Origin of the sequence: Paraburkholderia caribensis (genome assembly GCF_002902945.1) — a bacterium.
In the GTDB taxonomy this organism is placed as follows: domain Bacteria; phylum Pseudomonadota; class Gammaproteobacteria; order Burkholderiales; family Burkholderiaceae; genus Paraburkholderia; species Paraburkholderia caribensis.
The window spans coordinates 205,359-229,789 of the sequence record NZ_CP026102.1 but is presented as its reverse complement, the minus strand read 5'-3'; the positions used below and the strand labels follow the sequence as shown (position 1 = coordinate 229,789).

The window sequence follows — 24,431 nt, the reverse complement described above, 5'->3', positions numbered from 1 at the left end:
CCTGCCAGATGTCTTTTGGCCTCTAGCGCGCCGGATTGGCCTTTGCGTCAAATCCGGGCCGCGGCACCAGATCCATCAGCATGCATTCCAGCCCGCCGTCGACCACGAGTTCCGTGCCGTTCACATAGCCCGCGCGCGGGCTCGCAAGAAAGGCCACTACGTCTGCGATATCGACCGGCTCCCCGATGCGACGGCTTGCCGTCATCGCGCTGCGCCGCTGTTCGACATCGCCTTGCTCGTAGAACGATGCCGACAACGGCGTGCGGATCATCCCCGGACAAACCGCGTTGCTGCGCACGCCACGCGGTCCCCACTCGGCCGCGATCTGCTTCGACAGCATCGCGACGGCCGCCTTGCCGGGGCTATACGCACCGCTCCACGTCTGCGGATGATGCGCAGCCACCGACGCAACGTGCACGATGCTGCCCGTGCCCTTGCGCAACATCGCGCGGCCGAATGCCTGCGAGCACAGCATGTAGCCGGTGAGATTGACCTGCAGCATTGCGTTCCATGCATCGAGCGCAATGTCTTCGATACCGCCCGGCCGCAACAGGCCGGCATTGTTGACGAGCACATCGGCTGCCCCGAGCTTTGCTTCGACGCTTGCGGCTGCCGCTTCGACGCTTCTCGCATCGCCGATATCGCAGGCGAATGAAAACGCTTCGATGCCGTTCGCGCCGAGTGTCTGCGCGAGGTCTTCACACTTTCCGGCCTCGCGGTCCAGCAATGCGAGACGCGCGCCGCTCTCACCAAGCACTTTCGCAATTGCACTGCCTATGCCGCCCGCCGCGCCCGTGACCACACAAACCTTGTCATTCAGAGCGAGCCATTCAGATTCATTTTGTTTAGTCATCCAAATCTCCATGTACTGATCGTTATCGACGAACCCCGAGAGAGTCCGCTCGTTTCATGGAGAAAAGTATAGGGACGCGCCGCCCCGCGAGATTGGACAAAGAGCGCACATCGCAGGACAATCCGTACACGGCAGAGGAAATAGCATGAGGAAAATCCCTAACTACGATTTGTACGGCGAATCCGCGCGGCCGCCGTGGTTCGACGCGTTCAATTTCGAGTGGATTCCCGAGCGCAGCCGGCCCAACGACTGGCATATCGCCGCGCATCGGCATGACGCGTTGCTGCAGGTTCTATACATTCGGAGCGGCAGCGGGCACGTCGTGATCGAAAGCGAGAAGCATGTGCTCGCGCCGCCGTGCATCGTCGTTTTGCCCGCGCAAACCGTGCATGCGTTCGTGTTTTCGCCCGAGATCGACGGGCTCGTGATTACGGCCGCGCAGCGCGCACTGGAGTCGATTTCGAAAGCGGTGTCGCCGGGTCTGCTGCCCATCTTTCAGCGCGCCGCCGTGATTCCCGTGAAGGCGTCAGCAGGCGACGACATATTGATGCCGCTCTTCACGCTGCTCGAACAGGAATACCGCGGCAATGCACGCGGTCATATCGCGGCGGGCATGTCGTTGATGATTGCACTTTTCGTGCAAGTCGCGAGGTTGGGCGACGCGGCGGCAATGCCCGCGACGAACGCCGTCGCCGACCGTCGAAGCGGCCAGATCAAGCGCTTTCGCGAACTGGTTGCCGCGCATTTCCGCGAGCATCGGACCGTCGAGTTCTACGCGGAAAAGCTCGGCATTACGACGGCGCAGCTAAGCCGCATTTGCCGCGACGAACTCGGCCATTCGCCGATGTCGCTCGTGAATGAACATCTGATACGCGAAGCACAGCGCGATCTCGTCTATTCGGGCCTGACGATCAAGCAGATCGCGCACGCGCTCGGCTTTGAAGACGCGGCGTATTTCAGCCGCTTTTTTCGCAAGCAGACAGGCGCGACGCCGAAAGAATTTCAGGCCGCCGCGCACACTGATCTGTCATTGAACTGAATGCAAGCCGCTTATACCGGCACCGCGCCGACATAGTTCTCGGCCATCGAAATCGCCGCGCTGCGCGAGGTCGTCACGTGCTCGAGTTCCGCGACCTGCAATTGCTGTTCGAACGGCGACGCATCGTCGAGACGGTGCATCATGCGCGTCATCCAGTACGAGAAATGTTCTGCGCGCCAGATGCGCTTGAGCGCCGTTTCGCTGTAGCTATTGAGCAGGTCGTTGCGGTCTTCCTTGTAGAAGGCGCGCAATGCGTCGGACAGAATACGCACGTCGGAGACGGCCAGATTCAGGCCTTTCGCGCCCGTCGGCGGCACGATATGCGCGGCGTCGCCCGCAAGGAACAGGCGGCCATGCTGCATCGTCGTCGATACGAAGCTGCGCATGCCCACAATGTTCTTCTGGAAGATCTTGCCTTCGACCACCTGGTGGCCTTCGTCGGAGTCGACGCGCGCATGCATTTCAGCCCAGATACGATCATCGGACCAGTTGTCGACAGTGTCTTTCGGATCGCATTGGAAGTACATGCGCTGCACATTCGGCGAACGGGTACTGACGAGTGCAAAGCCGCGCTCATGGCGTGCGTAGATCAATTCGTCCGATGAAGGCGGTGCTTCGACCAGAATGCCGAACCAGCCAAACGGATACACACGCTGATAATCGCGGCGCAGTGCTTCGGGAATCGCATTGCGCGAAATGCCCTGCGAACCGTCGCAGCCAATGATGAAATCGCATTGCAGTTCGTGCGCCTCGCCTCGATGGCGATAGCGAATGCTCGGCGCCGTGCCGTCGGTACCGTGCAGCGATACGTCCGACACTTCGAATTTCAGCGCGCCTTGCGCCGCCACCCGCGCCGTGACGAGATCCTTGATGACTTCGTGCTGCGCATACACCGTGATCGATTTGCCCGTGAGGTCGGTGAGATCGATGCGGCGGCGCTTGCCTTCGAAAGCGAGCTCGAAACCGTGATGCAGCGCACCTTCTGCTTTCATGCGCTCGCCCACGCCGGTTTCGGTGAGCAGATCCATCGTCCCCTGTTCGAGCACGCCAGCGCGTATCGTCGATTCGATCTGCTCGCGGCTGCGCGATTCGAGCACGACGGAATCGATACCTTGCAGATGGAGAAGATGGGAAAGAAGCAGTCCGGCAGGACCGGCGCCGATAATGCCGACTTGAGTACGCATGTGTGTCTCCTAGATGCGTGGTGCGTGTCTTTGATGTGGGTCAAAGTGTGCCGTCGGCGCCTCTATCGAGCAACGCGATAGCGTGAATAAGCGTTATCTCTATTTGCGATAGTAGCTGGATGCGGGTTTTCCCTGAGAACGCAAACGCAGCTTTGGCGGAAGCGGATTGTTGGCTTATCTTTACTGAGCGGTCCAACAAGCAAACAAGGAGAAGCAACCATGAAGATCCGCAACGTCCTGAGGCTGCTCGCCGTCGTCGGTTGCGTTACGCTGACGTCGAACGTGTACGCGCAAGCCAGCGATTCGATGTCGATGGCCTCCACGCCTTCAGCACCGTCGAAGAAAGCGACACCTGCGGACAAGAAGCTTGGCCGCGATGTGCGCAAGGCGTTGTCGAAGGCGCCGGGCTTCAACGTATCGAACGTCTTTGTCAAAGCGCGCGGCGGTGCGGTGGTGTTATCGGGCAGCGTCCCCGATGGATCGCAGATTCCGCAGGCAACGGAAGTGGCCAAAGGCGTAGCTGGCGTTACGTCGGTCAGCAACAAGCTGACGCTGTACTCGCATGGGAACAACTAGCCGTTGCGACAACGCGGGACGGGGTAGCGTCACGTTAGTTTGCCTTGCCCCGTCGCTTCGAGAATTGCCTGCCTGATGCGCGGATAGGTGCCGCAGCGGCATATGATGCCGTGCATCGCGCAGTCTATTTCCTTCCGGCTCGGCGTCGGATTGCGCCGTATGAGCGCGCTTGCGGCCATCAACTGCGCGCTCTGGCAGTAGCCGCATTGCACGACATCGACATGCGTCCACGCTTCCTTCAGCGCGCGCGCTTGCGTCCCTTGCAGACCTTCAATCGTCGTAATGCGGCTGGTGCCGATATCCGAGAGCTTTTCCTGACACGAGGTCTTCGCCTCGTTGCCGACGTGCACGGTGCACGCGCCGCATACGCCGACACCGCAGCCGAACTTCGTCCCCGTCATTTTCAGTTCGCAGCGCAAGACCCAAAGCAGCGGTGTCGCGGGATCGGAGTGCACCTCGACGGTCTTGCCATTGATGTTCAGCTTCAGCATGTTGCGCCCCTGGAGTACAGCTTCATGTTCAGCGGCAATGCGTAGCTGCGCGTGCCCGTCAACGCGAATAGCGCATTCGCGACGGCAGGCGCGACAGGCGGCACCGCAGACTCCCCGACGCCTTGCGGATGGTCTTTCGACGGCATGATCTCGACGGATATGTCGGGGCACTCGTCCATCCGCACCACGTCGAACTGGGTATACAGGCCCTCTATGACTGCGCCATCGGCAAGCGTGATGGCTTCCTTGAACGCAGCGGAAAGCCCGAACACGATCGCGCCTTCCACCTGCTGACGGATCAGGTTCGGATTCACCGGCAAGCCGCAATCGATCGCGCAATACACGTGGTCGATCTTCACCGTGTTGCCCGCTTCGAGCGATACATCCGCAACCTGCCCCACCACGCTGCCGAATGCTTCATGAAGCGCGACACCGCGCGCATGCCTGACGCCTTTTTCCGACCACACGGCGGGCGCTCGCCAGCCGGACATGCTGGCCACTTTCTGCAGCACGGCGAGATGACGCGGATGCCGCCTCAGCAGGCTCGCGCGAAATGCGACAGGGTCTTTGCGTGCCAACGCCGCCAGTTCGTCGATAAAGCTTTCGATAAAGAACGCCTGATGCGAATGCCCGACAGAGCGAAAAAAGCCGACGGGCATCGGTAACTCGACAACGCGTTGGCCAATCCACACATTCGGCATTTCATAAGGTTGATCGAATGCGCCTTCGGAAACGGTCTTGTCGAGGTTGAGGCCGAGATCGGGAATGCGATAGTTGCGGGCCAGCCACGTCGCGACGACCGACTGGCTCACTGACGTGTTATGCCACGCAATCAGCTGTCCCTGCGCATCGAGTCCCGCCCTGAAGCGCGACAGGCACGCGGGGCGATAGAAGTCGTGTTGCATGTCCTCCTGACGCGACCAGAGCGTTTGCACGGGACGCCCACCCGCTTCGCGCGCAATCGCGACCGACTGGGCGATGAAGTCGACTTCGAGCCTGCGTCCAAACGCGCCGCCCGGCATCTGCTGCTGCAAATCGACATCGTCCGTGCCGATGCCGAGCAGCCGCGCGACATGCATGCGCGCGACAGCGGGAACCTGCGTCGCCGCCCACACCGTCGCCTTGCCGTCTTTCACTTGCGCCGTGCAATTGACGGGCTCCAGCGGCGCGTGCGCAAGATAAGGCGCGCGATACGTTGCCTTCAACGTGTGCGCGGCACGGTTCAGCGCATCTTCGACGTCGCCATGGCGATACCAAGCGTGGCCTTCGCCTTCGTCGAGCGCCTGCACGAGGCGCCTGTCGACCTCGGCATTGGTCAGTCCTCTGGTCGGTCCATCGTTCCAGTGAATCGTCAGCATGTCGAGTGCGTTCATCGCGATGAAGACGTTGTCCGCGATCACCGCCACGCCGCCCGTGCCGCCGTTGTACGCATCGACGGCCAGGACCTTGCGCACGCCGGGCAACGCCGCTGCCGCCGCGCCGTCGAAATCCCGCACCGTGCCGCCGGGCGTGGGACACATCTTGATGCTCGCGTAGAGCAGGCCGTCCGGCACGACGTCGATACCGAAGATCGCGCTGCCGTCCAGCTTCGAAGCGGCTTCGATGCGTGTCAGCGGCTTGCCGATCAGTCGAAACGCGGCGGGATCTTTCAACGCGGGATTGCGCGGCAGCGGCTGCCGCGTGGCCGCCATCGCGAGTTGCCCGAACGATGCGCGATGTCCCGCGTCGTGCACCACGATGCCTTTTTCGATGCGGCAATCGGCGGCCTTCACGCTCCAGCGTTCGGCCGCCGCCGCGATCAGCATGGTCCGCGCGCACGCGCCTGCTTCACGCATCGGCCGCCAGAGATCGTTGATGGTCGACGAGCCGCCCGTCATCACGGTGCCGAAATCGCGTGCAAGCTTGCGCGTGAGCCACACCGCGAGTTCCTTGACGACGCTGTCGTCGTCGGGACGAAACGGCAAGTCGCCGACCACGCTTTCGACGTTGTTATAGATCTGGTCGAGCGGCGCATTGGCGACGCGGATGTCCGCCCAGTTCGCGTCCAGTTCTTCCGCGACGAGCATCGCGAGTCCCGTATGCACGCCCTGCCCCATCTCCGTCCTGCACATGAGGACCGTGATGGTGTTGTCGGCGGCGATCTTCACGTAGCCATTGAGCGCCGCTTCGCCGGGACGCACGGGCAACGCTTCCGACCCGACGAGCCGCTGGCGCGGCGGCAGCGCCGACCATCCGACCACCAGCGCGCCGGCTAAGCCCACGCCGCCCAGCAGGAAGGTTCGACGCTTCAGCATGGCATCTCTCAGAGGAATCCAGCACGGACACCAGTAAAACGCACCAGCCGCGGCTCGACTGAAATTGCGCATCCGAATACCGGCGTCGCGCCGCTTCACAAGTTCGCGCTCGCCGGTTCGACAAGCGTCAGTCGATCCCGTCAAAGTTCATATTAGTGCGCGTTATGAATTTCGCCGCATTGAATGAGTGGGAATGAGAGGCTGAAAAGTTTGCGAAGACGCGGCAATTCGCGCATTCCTGGCAGGCGCGACGCGCGCGCAAGACACGTGCGGAGCCGCAATAAGCGGATGCCGTCAAGAGGCGTTAAAGCGTGCTGTGACAAGGCTTTAGCGTGCGCCAACGGGTATGCTGCGCTGCAATCCGAACGCTGTGGCATATCGCTTGCATTAATGATCGCCACAAGCGCTGTGTCACGACGACCTCGTGGTCTCGGCAGTCGCACAGGGAGAAAGAGATGCCTTATCTGATTGGTTGGTTGCTAGGTGTGCCGCTTATCGTCCTTGTGATTCTGTATCTGATTTTCCACTAAGGACACGCAGTTACTGCGCGCAGCCATCGCGGTCATTGCGACCGCTACTTTTCCGCAGAACCACGGGCATGCCTGCGGTTCAATGCAAGGGCGGCGACTGTGCATCGCTGATGCACGGCCGCCGCACTGCTTTCCAGCATCAGGTTCCGCCAGCCTGCTTTTTCAACGCGCCGAGAATGTGTTTTTCGAGCGCGGCATAGTCGTGTCCGAAATGATGATCGCCGGACGTGCGGATAACTTCTACACCCGTCTTTGTGAGCGTCGGGCACAGCGTGTCTTCTTCATGCTCGCCGTAGAAACACTGCACGATCTTCGGCGGCAGGCGCGCCAACTCGGGCTTCACCTGCAGCGCCTTGTCGCTTGCTGGCATGCCGAGCCAGCCTGTGACGCGAATCTGGAAGTCCGCCGAGGGCGCGAAGCCAAGCAGCGAAATCAGCGCAACCTTCGCACGCACCGCATCGGGCAAGCGGTTGTACGCGAACGGCATCACGTCGGCACCGAACGAATAGCCGATCAGCGCGACGTGATCCGCATGCCAGCGCGTCGTATAGGTTTTCAGCACACGTGCAAGGTCGTTGCTCGTCTGCTGCGGGGAGCGCTCCGACCAGAAGTAACGCAGGCTGTCCCAGCCGATCACCGACACGCCGTCTTTCTGCAGTTCCTCGGCGATCGTCTTGTCGAGATCGCGCCAGCCGCCGTCACCGGAAATCACGATTGCCATCATGCCCGTCGGATGCGCGGCGGGCAGTTCGATCAACGGCAGGTCCGAGACGTCCTCTTCCTTCATGGCGGCGACGCGCAGATGCGGCGTGGTCAGCTCGACGATGCGTTGCGTACCCGCCGAAGCGTTCGCGTCCGTTTCGGCGAAACCCGGCAGACCGGGGCCGTGCGTCACGGTCGGGTCCGGCGCGCACGGATTGAAACGCTTGTCGAGATCACGCTGCGCGGCTACGGAGACGGCGCCCGCCACCGTGTTTTCAGGCGCCTGCTTCAGCACTTGCATCGCGAGCGTCGCGCCCTGGCCCGAGCCCGCGACGATCGGCATGAAATAGCGGCTCGACTGCACCTGCCGTTCGAGTTGATGGCTCACGGCTTCGGCATCGCCCACCAGTTGATGACACGCTTCTTTCTTCGCTGCGAGATTCGCCGCGTACTTCGCGGTATCGACACCGACCACCATCGCGCCGTTTTTCGCGAGGGCGTCGGCGGCCTGCTGGTCCGCCGGGTTCCAGCCGCTCTCGCGCGAGAACAGCACGACAAAGCCACGCACGTCGCCGGTGGGCCTGGTCACCGTGACCTGGCCGTAACGGCCGCCGGATACGGTTTCATAGGCGTGCGCCGCCGGCACCACGCCCGCGAGCGAGCACAACGAAACGCTCGCCAGTGCGGCGAGCCGGTAAAACTTTTGCATGATCATGAACGCCGGCCCCCTGCCAGCAGCGAAAGGTCCGCGAGCGTGAAGAACACGCCGACGGAACCGGATGCAGCGAGATAGCGCGGCTCCCATTGAGGCTGGAATTTGCTCTTGAAAGCGCGCAGTCCGCGGAAGTTGTAGAAGCGGCCGCCGAAGCGCCACACGATATTCGCGAGCCGGTGCCAACGCGACGCGAGCGGCGTCGGCGACATGCCGGAGAACGGCGCGATACCGAGGCTGAGCGAGCGGAACCCCGCGTGCTTCAGATGCAGCGCGAGCCGCGTGAACAGATACTCCATCGCATACGGCGAAGCCTGCGGCACGTGACGCATCACGCCGACGGTGGCCTCGGTGTTGAGGTCCGTCGTCATGAACGTGACGAACGCAACGGGCGTGCCGTTCTGACGCACCAGCATCACCGATTGCGCGGCGAGATAGTCTTCCGTGAACGCGGCGACCGAGAAGCTCTTCTCACGCGCATCGCGGCTGTCGAGCCAGCCATCGGAAATCTCGCGCAGTGTCGCAATCGATTCGGGCACGCGCGCCGGCTCGATCACTTCGACGGCAAAGCCATCGCGCTCGCCGCGCTTGAGCGCATAGCGCAAATGCGCGCGGTGCGAGCCCTTCAGATCGAATTCGTCGAGCACGACGTGCGCTTCCTCGCCGAGCTTCATCAGCGTGAGGCCGGCGTCGAGGTAGAGCGGCAAGGCGTTCGCGCGCACCTGATAGAACGCCGCGCGGCCGCCGTGCGTGTGCGCGAGCGCCACGAACTTGCTGATCAGCTCCGCCCATTCCGCACGCGGACCAACGGGGTCGTGCAATGCGGCCCACGTGCGCCCGTACTTCGCGTACATGAGAAACGCCTTGCGCGACTCGGAGAACAGAAAGCTCTTGTCGCCCATCAGCGCGAGGCCCGCGTCGCTGCGCTCCTGCGCGCGGAAGATGCGCGCGGCGTCGTCGAGATCCTGCTTCACGGGCTTCACGAAGCGGCCCGCAGCCGGACGCAACAATTGCCAGAACGCGAACGTCGCGGCGAACAGGCTGGCGGCGAGGGTCGCGCGCAAGGCACGGGGCGCGCGCTCGTCGAATGCGAATTGCCACCACAGGTCGCGGGTGTAGGGCACGTCGCGGAACGCGAACAGCATCACCCACACCGCGAGCATCAGCACCATCGCCACCGAAACCAGCCAGCCCGCCGTAAAGGGCTCGGCGAACAGCGACGAGCGGCGATTGAAGCGCGAGCGCGTCGCGACCAGCAACACGATCAGCGTCGTCAGCACGCCGGCTTCGACGAACGCGAGCCCCTTGGTCAGCGACAGCGCGAGACTCACGACCGCGAGACCCAGCGTAAGCCACCATGCGGCATCGAGACGCCGCGACAGGCCACGCGCGACGAACAGCAATGCGACGCCGACCACGCTGCACAGCATCTGCGAGCTTTCGAGCACCCACAGCGGCACGAAATCGCGCAGGATCGCGATGCGTTGCCAGAACGCGGGTGTCGCGCTCGAAATCACCAGCATGCCGCCGACCACGAAGGTCACGAGACTCAGGAACAGCGGCGCGAGCTGCGACACGGTGGCCGCGTGATGCAAGGGCAGGTGCTTCTTCAGCGCGCGCCCTTCGAAACCGGCCAGCAGTCCCGCCGACACGATCAGCGGCAAACCGAAATAGATTGCGCGGTACGCAAGCAGCGCGGCGACCATCGAATGCGTCTGCACGCTGCCGCCGAGCGCGAACACCATCGCCGCCTCGAACACGCCCACGCCGCCCGGCGTGTGGCCGATCAGGCCCAGCAGCATCGCCGCCGCATAGATCGTGATGAACGACACGAAGCCCACCTGCGCGTGCGGCAGCAGCGCCCACAGCGCGAGACCGGCCGCGACGACGTCGAGCACGGCCAGCAGGACCTGTTCGATGAAATCGCGGCGCGCGGGCACGTCGAACGACAGCCAGCTCCAGCGCGTGCGGATCTGGCGCGTCTGCTTGCCGCAGGCGAGCGTCAGCAGACCGAGCACGGTCAGCAGCGCCGCGCCGCCCCAGGCGAGCGCGCCCGTCGGGCTGTGCAGCATCGGCGCGAGCGTGCGCGCGTCGCACAGCATGCCGAGCGCGGTCATCAGAACGAGGGCCAGGGCGAGCGAAACGCTCGTGAACACCGTCATGCGGCCGATTTGCGCCGGGGTCACGTCGGCGACGGCATAGACGCGCGCGCGCACCGCGCCGCCCGTCAGCGCGCCGAAGCCGGTCGCGTTGCCGAGCGCCGAGCCCGCCGTCGCGCCGATCCACAGGGCCGCGCGCGGCACGGCCTTGCCGATGTAACGCAGCCCGACGGCATCGCGTCCAACGAGGGCGATATAGCTGAGAATCGTCGCGCCGAGCGCAGCCGACCATTCGCCCGCCGTCAGATGCCGCAGATGGCGGATCACCGAGCGGTAATCGACGGCCTGCGACAGGTGCTGCAGCACGATCAGAAGCAGCACGCAGACACCGAGCGACAACGCAGGCGACAGCACGTGCCGGCTGCCGGCCACGGCGCACGCTCGCTGAAGCAGCGCGGCGGCGCGGCTAATAAAAGAACGGGGAAGGTCAGACATGGATGAACCCGGGTAATGCCTGATGCAGTAACAATGGTCTCGTTGCTATTGCATCGAATGAGGTTGGATTTCGGAGCGCGCCGGACGGGCGTTATCGCCGTCCTGATCTCGCCTTTTCAACTCTTTACAAATGGACAACGGCAATTTATCCAAAAGGTTGACACCGGGAGCAACCCGGAGGCGATTATTTGCAGTTTTCGCTTAAGAAATCCTGATGTGGCCGATGATCGATCGGTAATTGAGTTGAATCTTCCTGTGGACCCAGCGCGGCGCGGCTCGCGAGCCTGAGGCCGCGCCGCGCGGCCGCAGGCCGCATGGGCACTCGCTTTACTGCCGGCGCGTTCGCGGCGAATGTACCGGTTGGTACAAACCCTGACGGCATTCGTCTCACGTTCCGGCTGGTCGAGCCCGGACGCACGATACCAGATTTGACCTTGCGTTTAGCTTTTTCGCAGATTCATCTTGCTTTCGCCGCCCTACGGTTGGCGAACGGACGAGCCGCGCAAACCGGCTGTTTCACCTCATATTCGACGCCCGGGCCGCCTTCGATATGACGTGTACGTTGCTGCTCCGCCATCTCGCAGCCGCAACGCACCCGAACGCGCGGCTACGTCAGCGAAAAAGGCCCCGGCTGCATCGGCAAGCCGGGGCCCCTCTCTACCCGGCGAGTGCGCTCAGTGCGCGCCCGCTGCCGCTGCGCCACCGCCGCCGCCCTTGCGCGGCTTCGTCAGCCAGATCAGCGGAATGATGACGATGAAGATCATTGCTGACAACCAGAAGATGTCGTTCAAGCCGAGCATCGCCGCCTGTGCATTGAGCGATTGCTCGAAAAACGCTCGGGCCTGATCCATGCTGCCGCCGAGCGTCGCGTGAATGCTGGAGAGCGCGCTCGTGAAGGCGGGGTTGTTCACGCTCGACTGTTCCGCGAGTTGCGCGTGATGCAGGATCGTCCGGTTGTTCCAGCCCGTCGAGATCAACGACGTGCCCACGCCGCCCGCGAAGATCCGTACGAAGTTCGACAGGCCCGCTGCGGCGGGAATCTTTTCGGCGGGCAGGCCCGACAGGATGATCGCGGTCAGCGGCGTGAAAAAGAGCGCCATGGGAATGCCTTGCAGCAGCGTCGGCACGACCAGGGTGGTCGGGTCGACGCCCGTGGTGTATTGCGAGCGCATGAAGAACACGCCAGCAAAGCCGAGGAAGGCCAGCGTCGCGAGCAGCCGTGCATCGGTCCTCGGCATGATCTTCGCCATCACGGGCGCGAGCAGTACGGCGAACACGCCAAGCGGTGCGGTCACGAGACCCGCGTCCACCGAACGATAGCCGAGATAGCCCTGAATCCACTGCGGCAAAATCACGAGGTTCGCGAAGAACACACCATAGGCCACCGAAATCGCAATCGTCCCGCCGCGGAAATTCTGCACCGCGAAGAGCCGCAGATCGACGATCGGGTTTTTTTCCGTAAACTCCCAGATCAGGAAAAAGATAAAGCTGACTCCCGCGACAGCCGTGAGCGTACAGATCACGGGCGAGCTGAACCAGTCGAGATCCTTGCCCTTGTCGAGCATGATCTGCAGCGATGCGACCCAGACGACCAGCGACAACAGGCCGATCTTGTCGATGGGCAATTTGCGCGTCTGCGATTCGCGGTCGCGATAGAGCATCCACGTCACGCCGGCGGCGAACAGTCCGACGGGAATGTTGATATAGAAGATCCACGACCAGCTGTAGCTGTCGGTGATCCAGCCGCCGAGCGCGGGGCCCGCAATCGGACCGACGGTAGCCGTCATCGCCCACAGCGAAAGTGCCGTCGCGCTTTTCTCCTTCGGATACGAAGCGAGCAGAATGGCCTGCGAAAGCGGCGTCAACGGCCCCGCCACGAGACCCTGCAAGATGCGCGCGGCCAGCAGCACGACCAGGTTCGGGGCGATGCCGCACAGCCACGACGAGAACACGAACAGCAGGATCGAGATGACGAACAGCTTGATCTGACCGACGCGCTGCGTGAGCCAGCCCGTCAGCGGAATGGCGATCGCATTGGCCGCCGAGAACAACGTGATCACCCAGGTGCCTTCGTCGACGGAGACGCCGAGATTGCCCGAGATGGTGGGAATCGCAACGTTCGCGATGGACGAATCCAGCACGTTCATGAACGTCGCGAGCGCGACGGCGAGTGTCGCGAGGACCAGCTTGCCGCCTGTGAACGGGGCCGGTGCGGTTTGCGTCGAGGGATTCATGGCGCTTTCTTTATCTGACCTGTCAATTATCTGAGCGAACGAGGACGCACCTTGTGTTTGCGTCCTCCGTTGCGGCTTAGCCTGCGCGCTGCGCCGTGGCGCGCTTGTCGCCTGGCTTGTCGCCTGCGTCGCGCTTCGCGAGCGGCCGCGACGCATCACGCGTCGTCACCATGTTCTGCGCGATGATCCTGTCGATCTCGGCATCGGCCTGTGCGCCGTATTGCGCGAACACATCCGTGCGATACGTCGTGTTCATCGCGGCGCCGAGTTGCGGACCCGCGTTGTCGTGCGTGTCGACATCGACGTCCATCGACAGGCCGATACGCAGCGGATGCGCTTCCAGTTCCTTCTGGTCGAGCTGGATGCGCGCGGGCAGGCGCTGCACGACCTTGATCCAGTTGCCCGTTGCGTTCTGCGCGGGCAGCGTCGCGAACGCGCTGCCCGTGCCCGCGGAAAAGCCGACCACGCGGCCGTGATATTCGACCTTGCCGCCGTACACGTCGGCCGTCAGCGTGACGGGCTGGCCGATGCGCATGTTGCGCAACTGGTTTTCCTTGTAGTTCGCGTCGACCCACACGCCGTCGAGCGGCACGACGGCCATCAACGGCGTTCCCGGCGACACGCGCTGTCCGACCTGCACGGAACGCTTCGCGACATAACCGGTGACGGGCGCGGGCAGCGTGTTGCGCGCATACGAGAGATACGCGTCGCGCACCTTCGATGCCGCGGCCTGCACGTTGGGGTGCTGGGCGATCGTCGTGTGGTCGGTCAACGCGCGGTTCGCTTCCGCCTGCTGACGCGCGGCGTCGAGCGCGGCCTGCGCGGCGTTCACGGCGTCGCGTGCATGTGCGATGTCTTCGGCGGATACCGCGCCCGTGCCCGCGACAGCCTGGCGGCGGCGCAGATCGTCCTGCGCGCGCGCCAGGTCCGATTGCTTCTGCGCGACGTTCGCCGCGTAGAAATCGTTGTTCACGTACAGGCTGCTCACCTGACGGACGGTCTGTCCAAGCGCCGCTTCCGCGTTGCCGAGCGCGATCTTCGCGTCGGCGTTGTCGAGCGTCACGACCGGGTCGCCGGCCTTCACGATTTGCGTGTCGTCGGCGTTGACGGCAATCACCGTGCCCGTCACCTGCGGCGTCAGTTGCACGAGGTTGCCGCTGACGTATGCGTCGTCGGTGGTCTCGTGGTAGCGCGAGTAGGTCATGTAGTACGCGCCGTAAGCCGCAGCCGACACGACGACGGCCGCGCCCAGCAGCGAGAGCAGCAACTTGCGCTTGCGCGTGTTGGGTTCGTTCGCTTCGACAGCTTGGGCCGGTGCCGCAGCGGACTTCGCACCGGGCTTTGCATCCGGCGCTTGCGTCGTTTCGCGCTCCGGGGTGTTGATTTCGCTCATTTTCAGTTCTCCAGGCAATGCGATGAAAGGCCGCTCAGTGCGCAGCGGCGGCAGACGTTTCTGTGGCCGAGGCGACGCGCGCGTTCTGACCGGCGTTCGACGTGTCGACGAAACCGCCGCCCAACGCCGACGCGAGCGCGATCTGCTGGTCGCGGCGATCCATGCGCAGGTTCGCGACGGACTGATCGGCGGCGAGCGCGTTGACGTCGGCATTCAGTACGGTCAGCTGGTTCGTGAGTCCCGCCTTGTATTGCACGAGCGCAAGCTGGTCGGCCTGACGCGCGGCCGTCTGCGCCGCTTGCGCATCGACGAGCTGGCCGTCCGTCGAGCGCACGCCGGCGAGTTGCGTGGCGACTTCGCTCAATGCGGTCACGAGCGTCTGGTTGTAGGTTGCGACCGCATAATCGAAGTCGGCGTAACGGCCCTTCAGTTGCGCGCGCAGTTCGCCCGCGTCGAAGATGGGCAGATGGATCGCGGGACCGGCCGAGGCCGTGCGGCTCGCCGCCGTCAGGAAGCGGCCGAAGCCGAATGCGTCGAGCCCGATCGCGGCGCTCAGATTGATGTCGGGAAAGAACTCGGCCTTCGCTTCCTTCACGTCATGCGTCATCGCATCGACGCGCCAGCGCGCAGCGACGATGTCCGGGCGACGGCTGACCAGATCGGCGGGCAGGTTGTCGGGCAGGTTCACCTCGTCGCCGATACCCAGCGTCGGCCGCGCGATTTGCAGCCCACGGTCCGGACCGGCGCCGAGCAGCACGGCGATCTGGTAGCGCGTGGTGAGAATCTGTCCGTCGAGCGCCTTCAGCGCGGCGCGGCTCGTCGCCAGATTCGCCTGCGCCGTCTTGCGTTCGACCTCCGTGTCGAGCCCCGTCGCGATACGGCCCGCCGTAATGCGGTCGATCTGTTCGCGCTGCGCGATCTCCTGCTGCGCGATGTCGCGCAACACGTAAAGGCGTGCGAGCTGGTTATAGGTGCGCGCAATCGACGTGGTAAGCGTCAGCTTGATGACTTCCGCATCCGCCTGGCTCGCCTGCAACTGCGAGATTGCCGACTTCAACGCTTCGCGGTTCTTGCCCCACAGGTCGAGATCGTACGAAGCGCTCAACAGGCCCTTGTTCTCCGTCTGCCACGAACCGCCCGTCGGAGGCGGCACCAGCGCCGTGCCCGAATACTGCTGGCGCGTGAGCGAGTAGCTGGCGTCGACGCGCGGCATCGTGCTCGCCTTCGCCGTTTCGCTATACGCCGAGGCCGCCGCCACGCGGGCACGCGCCTGGTCGAGCGTCGGGCTGCTCTTCAGCGCTTCGTCGATCAGCGCCTTCAGTTGCGCGTCGCCGAACTGGTCCGCCCAATCGGCGGCGGGCCAATGGCCTTGCCCGGCGGGAATGCTCTGCTGCGTCGCATACTGCTGCGGCTCGGCCGTCTTCGCATCGCTATGAATACCCGCATAGTTCACGCATGCCGACAGCACCGCCGCGAACATCACGGAGACACCGACTTTCAGTGCCCCCGAAATGCGCCAACTGGCGTTTAATTGATCACTCATTGTCTGACCTATCAGATAATTGGGTAAAAAAATGTTCAACCGTTGAGGAACTTGTGCAGCAGACGGCGCAGTTCGTCGAATTCTTCTTTGGTGAAGCACTGAAGACGCTCGTTCAGCACGCCGGGCGCGATCTCCGCGATACGCAGCGCGACATGACGGCCCGCATCGGTGAGTTCGAGATTCACGACGCGGCGGTCGTCCGCGCTGCGCGTGCGCGTCAGCATGCCGAGCGTTTCGAGCTTGTCGAGCGTGCGCGTCATCAGGCCCGTGTCGATGGCGAGATGGCGCGACAACGTGGCCGGCGTCGTGTCGATACCGCGCAACAGCGACATGAATATCCCCACATGGTGTGCCCGCACGTTCAGGCCCTTCACCGCTGCATCCATTTGTCCGACCACGAGGTTGCGCGCCTTGCTGATCGCAAAACCGATGTTGTCGGTCAAATGAAAATCTTCCTTCGAATAGTGCGACATCTCTGACTCCTCGCTATTTGCAGCAACAATAATTGACAGGTCAGATACAGTCAACAGCACGGCGGCGAAACTCATTGTTTCATCAGATGCAGCAGTTCTTATCGCTCAATCGGATAATGCGGCGGACACGCGCCGCCCGAAGGCGGCGGGAACGAGGCTGAAGCGCGAGCGGCGCTCGGGCGCGCAGTCGTTTAGTCGCTCAGGAACTTGCGCAGCAGGCGGCGCAGCTCATTAAGCTCGGCCTTGGTGAAGTCTTTCAGGCGTGCATTGAGGACGTCGGGTGCGATTTCAGGAATCTGGTCGGCGACCGCGATGCCGGGTCGGGTCAGCGTCAGGTTGACGACGCGGCGGTCCTCATCGTCGCGCGAGCGGACCACCAGCCCTTTCGCTTCGAGCTTGTCGAGCATGCGTGTCATCAGGCCAGTGTCGATGCCGAGCATTTTTGATAGCTCGAAGGGCGTCGATGCGAGCTTCTGCCGGAGCATCAGCATGATGCCCATTTGCTGGCTGGAGATGTCGAGGTCCTTCAGCGCCGCGTCCATCTCCGTGGTGATCAGGTTGCGCGCCTTCACGAGCTGGTAGCCCACGCTTTCCGTGAGCCTGAAATTGTCTTTGGTGTAGTGACGCACGCGAAGCCTCCTGAACGAACGGCAATCTGACTGACCAATCAGATACTACCAAATCAGTTCTCGGCGGCCCGGCAAATTGTGGTTATTTCAGGCCAAGACGTCTCGCGAGACGGTTCAGGTTCGCGCGATCCATGCCCAGCGAGCGCGCGACGGCTGCCCAGTTGTGGTTGTTGCGTTCCAGCGCGTCGCTGACGAGCGTGCGCTCGTACGCGGTGACGGCGCTGCGGAAGTCGGTTGCCGTCGCCTCGTCTGCGCCCATGGAAGCCGAAAGGGACGCGGCCGCCGGCAGCTCGCCGCCATGGTTCGCCGACATGCCCAGATCGGGCGCCGTCAGCGTGAGAATGCGCGGCCGCTCGCGATGACGCGACAGCGCCTTGAACGCGCTGCGGCCGATCATATGTTCGAGCTCGCGCACGTTGCCCGGCCAGTTGTACGAAAGCAGCGCGGCTTGCGCATCCTGGCCGAGCCGGATGCTGAGCAGCCCGAGCCGTGCCCGGTTCTCTTCGAGGAAGTAGCCCGCGAGCAGCAACACATCGCGTCCGCGCTCGCGCAACGGCGGTACGCGCAGCGGATACACGCTCAGCCGGTGATACAGGTCCGCGCGAAAACGCCCCTCGCGCACTTCTTCGGCGAGATCGCGATTGGTCGCGGCGATGAGCCGCACGTCCACCTTGTGCTCGCTATCCGAGCCGATCCGCTGCAACTGGCCGTTCTGCAACACGCGCAGCAGCTTGGCCTGCACGCCGAGCGGCAACTCGCCGACCTCGTCGAGAAACAGCGTGCCGCCGTCGGCGAGTTCGAATTTGCCGCGCCGGTCAGACGATGCGCCCGAAAACGCGCCCCGCACATGCCCGAACAGCTCGCTTTCGACGAGCGTATCCGGCAGTGCCGCGCAATTCAGGCTGATCATCGGCTTGTTCGCGCGCGGCGAGCCGCTGTGAATCGCGTTCGCGACCAGTTCCTTGCCGACGCCCGTTTCGCCCGTCACGAGCACGGTCAGCTCGCTGTTCGCGACCACGCGGATTTCGTTGACCAGTTGCTGATGCGCCGCGCTGCTGCCGATCAGTTCGCGGCTGCTCTGCCCGCTTGCCTGGCGGTACGCCTCCGCGCGCTGACGCTCCTCTTCGGTGTTGCGCTCGAGCGTGTCGATGCGTTCCGCGACGCTCACGGTCGCCGCTGCGAGGCTCAGAAAGGCCTGCAGCGTGTTCATGTCGATGCTGTCGAAACGCTCGGGATCGAGCGAGTCGAGGGTCAACAGGCCCCACGGCCTGCCGCCGATCAGCAGCGGACAGCCAAGGCAGTCGTGCACTTCGAGGTGCCCGCTCACGCCTTGCACGAGGCCGTCGTACGGATCGGGCAGATCGGAATCGGCGGGGAAGCGCGTGGGCTCTTCACTCGACAGCAGCGCTTCGAAGCGCGGATGGTCGCTCACGCGAAAGCGGCGGCCCAGTGTGTCGCCCGACAGGCCGTCGATGGCAAGCGGCACGAGGGTGTCCTCATCGAGACGCAACAGGGCCGCTGCATCGCCGGGGAAAAGCGTGCGCAGCGTCGTCAGAAGACGGCGATAGCGCTCGCGTTCCGGCAAGTCGCGCGACAGGTCCTCGACGAGCGGAATCAGCGCGTCGAGAACCTCAGATGCAGTCAATTTAACCCTGTGTGAGGTCGTTTTAACCCTTGTCATATCCACGTCTGGTGTTTCTAAGTCGCTGATTTTACGGTCGTTTGAAGCTGGCCCGATAGATGCGTAAGAGATTACCCGAAGCCCGCCGGATTCGCGCGGGACCCCACTCACCCCAACTGCAAGGAATCAACTCATGCTGTCAGCCGAACATCGCGCAATCGTCAAGGCAACTGTTCCGCTGCTCGAAAGCGGCGGCGAGGCGCTCACCACGCACTTCTACAAGACCATGCTGTCGGAGTACCCGAGCGTGCGCCCGCTGTTCAATCAGGCGCATCAGCAATCGGGCGATCAGCCGCGCGCGCTTGCGAATGCGGTGCTGATGTACGCGCGTCATATCGATCAACTCGAACAACTCGGTGGACTGGTTTCGCAGATCATCAACAAGCACGTCGCGCTGAACATCCTGCCCGAGCATTATCCGATCGTCGGCGCATGTTTGCTGCGCGCGATTCGCGAAGTGCTCGGAGCGGAAATCGCCACGGACGCCGTGATCGAAGCGTGGGGCGCCGCCTATCAGCAACTGGCCGACCTGCTGATCGGGCTCGAAGAGCAGGTCTACGTCGAGAAGGAAACCGCGACGGGCGGCTGGCGCGGCACGCGTCCGTTCGTGGTGGCGCGCAAGGTCAAGGAGAGTGACGAGATCACGTCGTTCTATCTGCGTCCCGCCGACGGCGGCGCGCTGCTCGAATTCCATCCGGGCCAGTACATCGGTCTGAAGCTGATCGTCGATGGTGAGGAGATTCGCCGCAACTATTCATTGTCGGCTGCGGCAAACGGCCGCGAATATCGGATCAGCGTGAAGCGCGAGCCGAACGGCAAGGCGTCGAACTATCTGCATGATTCGGTGAATGAAGGCGCGACGCTGGATCTGCTGACGCCGTCGGGCGATTTCACGCTGGAGCACAGCGACAAGCCGCTGGTGCTGATCAGCGGCGGTGTCGGCATCACGCCGACGCTTGCGATGCTGAATGCCGCGCTGCAAACGTCGCGTCCCATTCACTTCATTCATGCCGCGCGTCACGGCGGCGTGCATGCGTTCCGCGACCATATCGACGAACTGGCAGCGCGTCATCCGCAACTCAAGCGCTTCTACGTGTATGAGAAGCCGCGTCAGCACGACGAGGCTCATCACGCCGAAGGCTATATCGACGAAGCGCGCCTGATCGAATGGCTGCCGTCCACGCGCGATGTCGATGTGTACTTCCTCGGACCCAAGTCGTTCATGAAGGCGGTGAAGCGTCATCTGAAGGCGATCGGTGTGCCCGAAAAGCAGAGCCGTTTCGAGTTCTTCGGCCCCGCTTCGTCGCTCGATTGATCCAGCGTTTGTTCTTGTAGTAGTTGTTGCCTGTTGAGGCTACCCTGGTAGTGCTTTGGAAGAGACGGTACTCCGCGTCTCTTCCTTTTTTTTGTTTGCGCGAGCGCCTAGCGATCGTCTTCGTGAATCGACGAAGGATGACGGCACATTGCATCCACCGTTACTTCCATATATGGATAAAGCGGCAATTGCATGAGGATCTCATTGAGTTGCGCGGGGCTTTCCACGTCGAACACGCTGAAATTCGCGTACAGGCCCGCAATGCGCCAGAGATGTCGCCAGATGCCTTCCTTTTGCAGACGCTGCGCCATGGCCTTTTCGGTGGCCTTCAATTCGTTGGCGCGCTCGACGGGCATATCGGGCGGCAGCTTAACGACCATCTTCACGTGAAATAGCATTCGTGGACTCCCTGTAGATTCATTGCAGTTGCGCAGCTTCCACTGCATGCCGCGCTTTCAGACACTGCGGCCACCTCGAACGGCGGCCGCATTCATACACGTTCGGCGATACCAGTGGTATCAGGCGCGCACGCGCTCCACTTCACTCGTCGGCACGTTACTACGGTCCTTGACGAGGCTGAAATCGAAGTCGATCAGCGCGAACTGGCCGTCGATGCCATAAGGCTTGCCCGTTGCGCCCTCTTCCTTCTTGACGGCGGGCACGAGACCTTCGCGCGTCGCGAATGCGAAGTCATCCCACAGATACGGATCGCCTTCGATATTGATCTGCGTGGTCAGCTTGCGAAAACCGGGCGCCGACACGAAGAAGTGAATATGCGCCGGGCGATGACCGTGACGGCCGAGCAGATCGAGCAGTTGCTGCGTCTTGCCTTCCGGCGGCACGCTATAGCCGATCGGCACCACGCTGCGGAAGCTGTACGTGCCGTTCTCGTCGGTGCGGATCGAGCGGCGCAGGTTGAATGCGGGCTGCGATTTATCGAAGTGCGAGTAGTTGCCCAGATGGTTCGCGTGCCACACTTCGACCAGCGCGTCGCGCACCGGCTGGCCCGCTTCGTCCAGTACGCGGCCGCGCATCACCAGCGTTTCGCCCGGTTCGTTGCCGTTGTCGAGCCGTGCATGGCCCGTCGATTCCGGCGCGCCCGCCACATACAGCGGACCTTCGATGGTGCGCGGCGTGCCGCCCTGCAGGCCCGCCCTGGCTTCCGCTTCGTCGAGACGAACGTCCAGGAAGTGCTCGAAGCCGAGGCCTGCTGCCAGCAGGCCGAGCTCGCCGCTTTGGCCCGCTTCGCCGAGATAGTTCAGCGCGGACCAGAATTCGTTCGGTGTGACGTCGAGTTCGTCGATCGTGATGAACAGGTCGCGGATGATGCGGTTGACCACCTGCTTCGTGCGGGCGTTACCTTCGTGCGTGGCGCTTTCGTTGATCTTGTTCAACAGGGCGTCGATGGTTTTGATGTCCATGGGGATGTCTCCTTTTAGTCCAATCACTGATGACGATGTCAGATACGCTTATTGCGCTGCGGATTCAGCACCGCCATCGCTAAGCCTTGACCACACTCGCGCCGTGCTTCGAATCGCGGCGCAGTCTCCCGATCTTCTCCAGGTCGAGTTGAATGCCGAGTCCCGGGCCGCTCGGCAATTGCAACGAGAAGTTCTCGTAGCGCAGCGGCTCGGTGAGAATTTCTTCCGTGAGAAGCAACGGCCCGAACAGCTCGGTGCCCCACTTCAGTTCGCGGAACGTACTGAACAGTTGTGCGGAAGCGATCGTGCCGACCGCACCCTCCAGCATCGTGCCGCCATACAGATCGACGCCGGCAGCAAGCGCAATGGCCGCCACGCTCGCCGCGCCCGTCAGGCCGCCCGATTGCGCGATCTTCACGGCGAACACATCGGCCGCGTGCGCGCTGGCGACATCGAATGCATCGACGGGACCATGTAGCGCTTCGTCTGCCATGATGGGCACTGTCGAGCGATGCGTGAGACGCTTGAGGCCGCGGCGGTCGTCGGCAGCAATGGGTTGCTCGATCAGATTGCAGCCCGCGTCCGCGAGGCGTTCGCTCGCCCAGAGCGCTTCCGCCTGGCTCCACGCCTGGTTCACGTCCACACGGACTTCGGCGCGATCGCCCACCGCCGCCTTGATCGCGGCGACGTGTGCGATGTCCTCGGCCGGCGCGCGCGTGCCGATCTTCAGCTTGAACACGCGGTGCCGTTTCATTTCCAGCATCTGATGCGCTTCGTCGATATCGCGGCCTGTGTCGCCGCTCGCGAGCGTCCATGCGACTTCGACGGAATCCGTCACGCGGCCGCCGAACAGTTCCGACAGCGGCACGCCGAAACGCTGCGCCTGTGCGTCGAACAACGCGGTTTCGATCGCGCACTTCGCAAAGCGGTTACCCTGGAAGCATTCGCGCAGTTTCGCCATCGCCTGGCCGGGACGGGTCGCGTCCATGCCCTTGAGCATCGGCGCGAAATAGGTGTCGATGTTGGTCTTGATGCTTTCGGGGCTTTCCTCGCCATAGGCGAGACCGCCGATCGTGGTCGCCTCGCCCCAGCCCGCTATACCATCCGTGCATTGAATGCGGATCAGCACCAGTGCCTGGCAATTCATCGTGGCGACCGACAGGCGGTGCGGGCGGATCGTCGGAACGTCGACGAGAATAGTGTCTACAGCGTGTATCTGAACGGCGCTTGGTATCATACGGCTCTCCTGCTGATGTGCCCATACTAGGGGCGCCGGCAAAATCCGTCCAAGACCGATTAAGTCTATTTCCATACCTTCGGGGCATAGATGGAACTGCGTCAACTTCGCTATTTCGTGGCGGTCGCCGAGGAAAGGAACTTCACACGGGCCGCCGAGCGCCTGAACATGACGCAGCCGCCGCTCTCGCGGCAGATCCAGCAGATCGAAGACATGGTGGGACTTGCGTTGTTCGAACGCGGCGCGCGTCCGCTCAAGCTGACGGAGGCCGGGCGTGTCTTTTACGCGCAGGCCAGGCGCCTGCTCGAGGAAAGCGATGAACTGCTGCCGCTCACGCGGCGGCTAGCACAGCTCGCGGAGCGCATCGTGATCGGCTTCGTGCCGTCCACACTGTATGGCCCGCTGCCCGATGTGATCCGCGCGTTTAGAGAAGCGGCGCCCCTGATCCAGATTTCGCTGATCGAGATGTTCACGATCGAGCAGCTGAGCGCGCTCAAGGGCGGACGCATCGACGTGGGCTTTGGCCGGCTGCGTTTCGACGAATCGCAACTGGCGCGCGAGGTGCTCGTCGAGGAGCCGTTGATTGCCGCCTTGCCTACGGGCCACGCGCTCGCCGACATCGCGCAACTGACGCTCGACGCGCTGTCGAAAGAAACGCTGATCATCTATCCGTCGACGCCGCGCCCGAGCTACGCGGATCAACAGCTGTCCGCGTTCCGTGACCACGCCGTCGAACCAGCCGCCGTTCATGAGGTACGGGAACTGCAGACCGCGCTAGGTCTCGTCGCCGCTCAAGTGGGCGTGTGTCTCGTGCCGGAGAGTGTGCGGGGCTTGCGCGCGCGCGGCGTGACCTATCGGTCGATCCAGGAAACGAATGTGTCGTCGCCGATCATCATGAGCCGGCGTTTGCAGGATCAAAGCGCTACGACGGACCTGTTTTGCTCAATTGCGCGCGATCTGTTCAAGCGGCCGTTGTCCGTCTAGAAGTCGACGCAGGGCTTTCGCGAAATGCAGTACGTGCAAGGCGCTTTAAGGGCGCTGAATGCTTCCGTCGTCGTCATGCCAGGACGCGATATCGACGGCAGCGGGACGCGTGACGCGCGACAATCCCAATGCGAGTAAAGCGCCCGCCTTAAGCACGCATTCGACGAGCGATTGCGTAAAGATCCACGCCGATTCGTTCACTTCGACGGGCAGGCCCGGCACGATCGCGACGAGGCTCAGTCCACACAGAAACGAAAAGATCCACTGCGCGCGCTTCTTGCCACACGCAGCTGCCACGCCGATCACGGTCCATATGATCTTCGCCAGTCCGAGGGCCGCGATGCCGAGTTGGCCAGCGGATGGATCGAACTCCGAAGGCGTTTCGATCAGCGACCAGCCGCATACACCGAGTATCAGTAGACGCGGTAGCAAAGCGAGCCGCGTGCTGCCGCGTTGCGACGACAACGGCAACGCGTCTTCCGGACGCTGCGCATCGTCACCCATGGCATTCCGGAACGAACGGTCCACGCCTGCCTTCACGTTCGA

General features: G+C 63.1%; 20 protein-coding genes. 4 read left to right on the top strand and 16 right to left on the bottom strand.

Going from position 1 to position 24,431, the window contains the following annotated elements:
• Window positions 1–22: 22 nt before the first annotated feature.
• Window positions 23–853, bottom strand: coding sequence for an SDR family NAD(P)-dependent oxidoreductase (locus C2L66_RS17410; protein WP_060606976.1), 831 nt, complete (start codon window positions 851–853; stop codon window positions 23–25).
• A gap of 145 nt (window positions 854–998) precedes the next feature.
• Here C2L66_RS17410 and C2L66_RS17405 point away from each other — a divergent pair, with 145 nt between their 5' ends.
• The gene (locus C2L66_RS17405) at window positions 999–1,892 is read left to right on the top strand and encodes a helix-turn-helix domain-containing protein (protein ID WP_060604256.1); all 894 of its coding nucleotides are present in this window, start codon (window positions 999–1,001) and stop codon (window positions 1,890–1,892) included.
• A gap of 11 nt (window positions 1,893–1,903) precedes the next feature.
• Here the strand turns inward: C2L66_RS17405 and C2L66_RS17400 are convergent, their stop codons facing one another.
• Window positions 1,904–3,076, bottom strand: coding sequence for a 4-hydroxybenzoate 3-monooxygenase (locus C2L66_RS17400; protein ID WP_060604259.1), 1,173 nt, complete (start codon window positions 3,074–3,076; stop codon window positions 1,904–1,906).
• Window positions 3,077–3,295: 219 nt separating this feature from the next.
• On the opposite strand from C2L66_RS17400, the gene C2L66_RS17395 reads away from it, so the two are divergent.
• Window positions 3,296–3,652 (top strand): BON domain-containing protein, encoded by a 357-nt coding sequence (locus C2L66_RS17395; protein WP_054933029.1) that lies wholly within the window; start codon window positions 3,296–3,298, stop codon window positions 3,650–3,652.
• Between the two features lie 29 nt (window positions 3,653–3,681).
• On the opposite strand, the gene C2L66_RS17390 is transcribed toward C2L66_RS17395, so the two are convergent.
• The 10 genes from C2L66_RS17390 to norR form a co-directional block, all read right to left on the bottom strand.
• Window positions 3,682–4,143, bottom strand: coding sequence for a (2Fe-2S)-binding protein (locus tag C2L66_RS17390; RefSeq protein ID WP_054933030.1), 462 nt, complete (start codon window positions 4,141–4,143; stop codon window positions 3,682–3,684).
• Entirely contained in the window at window positions 4,137–6,437 is a 2,301-nt protein-coding gene (locus C2L66_RS17385; protein WP_060604262.1) for a xanthine dehydrogenase family protein molybdopterin-binding subunit, read from the bottom strand. The genes C2L66_RS17390 and C2L66_RS17385 overlap by 7 nt, the downstream gene beginning before the upstream one ends.
• Before the next feature lie 669 nt (window positions 6,438–7,106).
• On the bottom strand, window positions 7,107–8,384 hold the full coding sequence (locus C2L66_RS17375) for a virulence factor family protein (protein ID WP_060604265.1): 1,278 nt from the start codon (window positions 8,382–8,384) through the stop codon (window positions 7,107–7,109).
• Entirely contained in the window at window positions 8,381–10,975 is a 2,595-nt protein-coding gene (mprF, locus tag C2L66_RS17370) for a bifunctional lysylphosphatidylglycerol flippase/synthetase MprF (protein ID WP_060604268.1), read from the bottom strand. The genes C2L66_RS17375 and mprF overlap by 4 nt, the downstream gene beginning before the upstream one ends.
• Window positions 10,976–11,649: 674 nt before the next feature.
• Window positions 11,650–13,209 (bottom strand): DHA2 family efflux MFS transporter permease subunit, encoded by a 1,560-nt coding sequence (locus C2L66_RS17365; protein WP_060604270.1) that lies wholly within the window; start codon window positions 13,207–13,209, stop codon window positions 11,650–11,652.
• A gap of 76 nt (window positions 13,210–13,285) precedes the next feature.
• On the bottom strand, window positions 13,286–14,602 hold the full coding sequence (locus C2L66_RS17360) for an HlyD family secretion protein (protein ID WP_060604273.1): 1,317 nt from the start codon (window positions 14,600–14,602) through the stop codon (window positions 13,286–13,288).
• Window positions 14,603–14,636: 34 nt separating this feature from the next.
• Window positions 14,637–16,145, bottom strand: a complete 1,509-nt coding sequence (locus C2L66_RS17355) for an efflux transporter outer membrane subunit (RefSeq protein ID WP_060604276.1) — start codon at window positions 16,143–16,145, stop codon at window positions 14,637–14,639.
• Between the two features lie 35 nt (window positions 16,146–16,180).
• Window positions 16,181–16,618, bottom strand: coding sequence for a MarR family winged helix-turn-helix transcriptional regulator (locus C2L66_RS17350; RefSeq protein WP_060604279.1), 438 nt, complete (start codon window positions 16,616–16,618; stop codon window positions 16,181–16,183).
• Between the two features lie 191 nt (window positions 16,619–16,809).
• Complete coding sequence (locus C2L66_RS17345) at window positions 16,810–17,247, bottom strand: MarR family winged helix-turn-helix transcriptional regulator (protein WP_054933038.1); 438 nt, start codon at window positions 17,245–17,247, stop codon at window positions 16,810–16,812.
• Between the two features lie 82 nt (window positions 17,248–17,329).
• Window positions 17,330–18,928 carry a nitric oxide reductase transcriptional regulator NorR gene (gene norR, locus C2L66_RS17340; protein WP_060604282.1) on the bottom strand — a complete coding sequence of 533 codons (1,599 nt, stop codon included), beginning with the start codon at window positions 18,926–18,928 and terminating at the stop codon, window positions 17,330–17,332.
• Between the two features lie 133 nt (window positions 18,929–19,061).
• Between norR and hmpA the strand changes: the two genes are divergently transcribed.
• Window positions 19,062–20,243 (top strand): NO-inducible flavohemoprotein, encoded by a 1,182-nt coding sequence (gene hmpA, locus C2L66_RS17335; RefSeq protein WP_060604284.1) that lies wholly within the window; start codon window positions 19,062–19,064, stop codon window positions 20,241–20,243.
• 107 nt (window positions 20,244–20,350) lie between these two features.
• On the opposite strand, the gene catC is transcribed toward hmpA, so the two are convergent.
• The 3 genes from catC to C2L66_RS17320 form a co-directional block, all read right to left on the bottom strand.
• The gene (catC, locus tag C2L66_RS17330; protein ID WP_035999743.1) at window positions 20,351–20,641 is read right to left on the bottom strand and encodes a muconolactone Delta-isomerase; all 291 of its coding nucleotides are present in this window, start codon (window positions 20,639–20,641) and stop codon (window positions 20,351–20,353) included.
• Between the two features lie 120 nt (window positions 20,642–20,761).
• Complete coding sequence (gene catA, locus C2L66_RS17325; protein ID WP_060604287.1) at window positions 20,762–21,664, bottom strand: catechol 1,2-dioxygenase; 903 nt, start codon at window positions 21,662–21,664, stop codon at window positions 20,762–20,764.
• Window positions 21,665–21,743: 79 nt separating this feature from the next.
• Window positions 21,744–22,901 carry a muconate/chloromuconate family cycloisomerase gene (locus C2L66_RS17320; RefSeq protein WP_060604289.1) on the bottom strand — a complete coding sequence of 386 codons (1,158 nt, stop codon included), beginning with the start codon at window positions 22,899–22,901 and terminating at the stop codon, window positions 21,744–21,746.
• A gap of 90 nt (window positions 22,902–22,991) precedes the next feature.
• On the opposite strand from C2L66_RS17320, the gene C2L66_RS17315 reads away from it, so the two are divergent.
• On the top strand, window positions 22,992–23,885 hold the full coding sequence (locus tag C2L66_RS17315; protein ID WP_060604291.1) for a LysR family transcriptional regulator: 894 nt from the start codon (window positions 22,992–22,994) through the stop codon (window positions 23,883–23,885).
• 45 nt (window positions 23,886–23,930) lie between these two features.
• Here C2L66_RS17315 and C2L66_RS17310 read toward each other — a convergent pair whose 3' ends face one another.
• Window positions 23,931–24,389, bottom strand: coding sequence for a hypothetical protein (locus tag C2L66_RS17310; protein WP_233444991.1), 459 nt, complete (start codon window positions 24,387–24,389; stop codon window positions 23,931–23,933).
• Window positions 24,390–24,431: the final 42 nt, after the last annotated feature.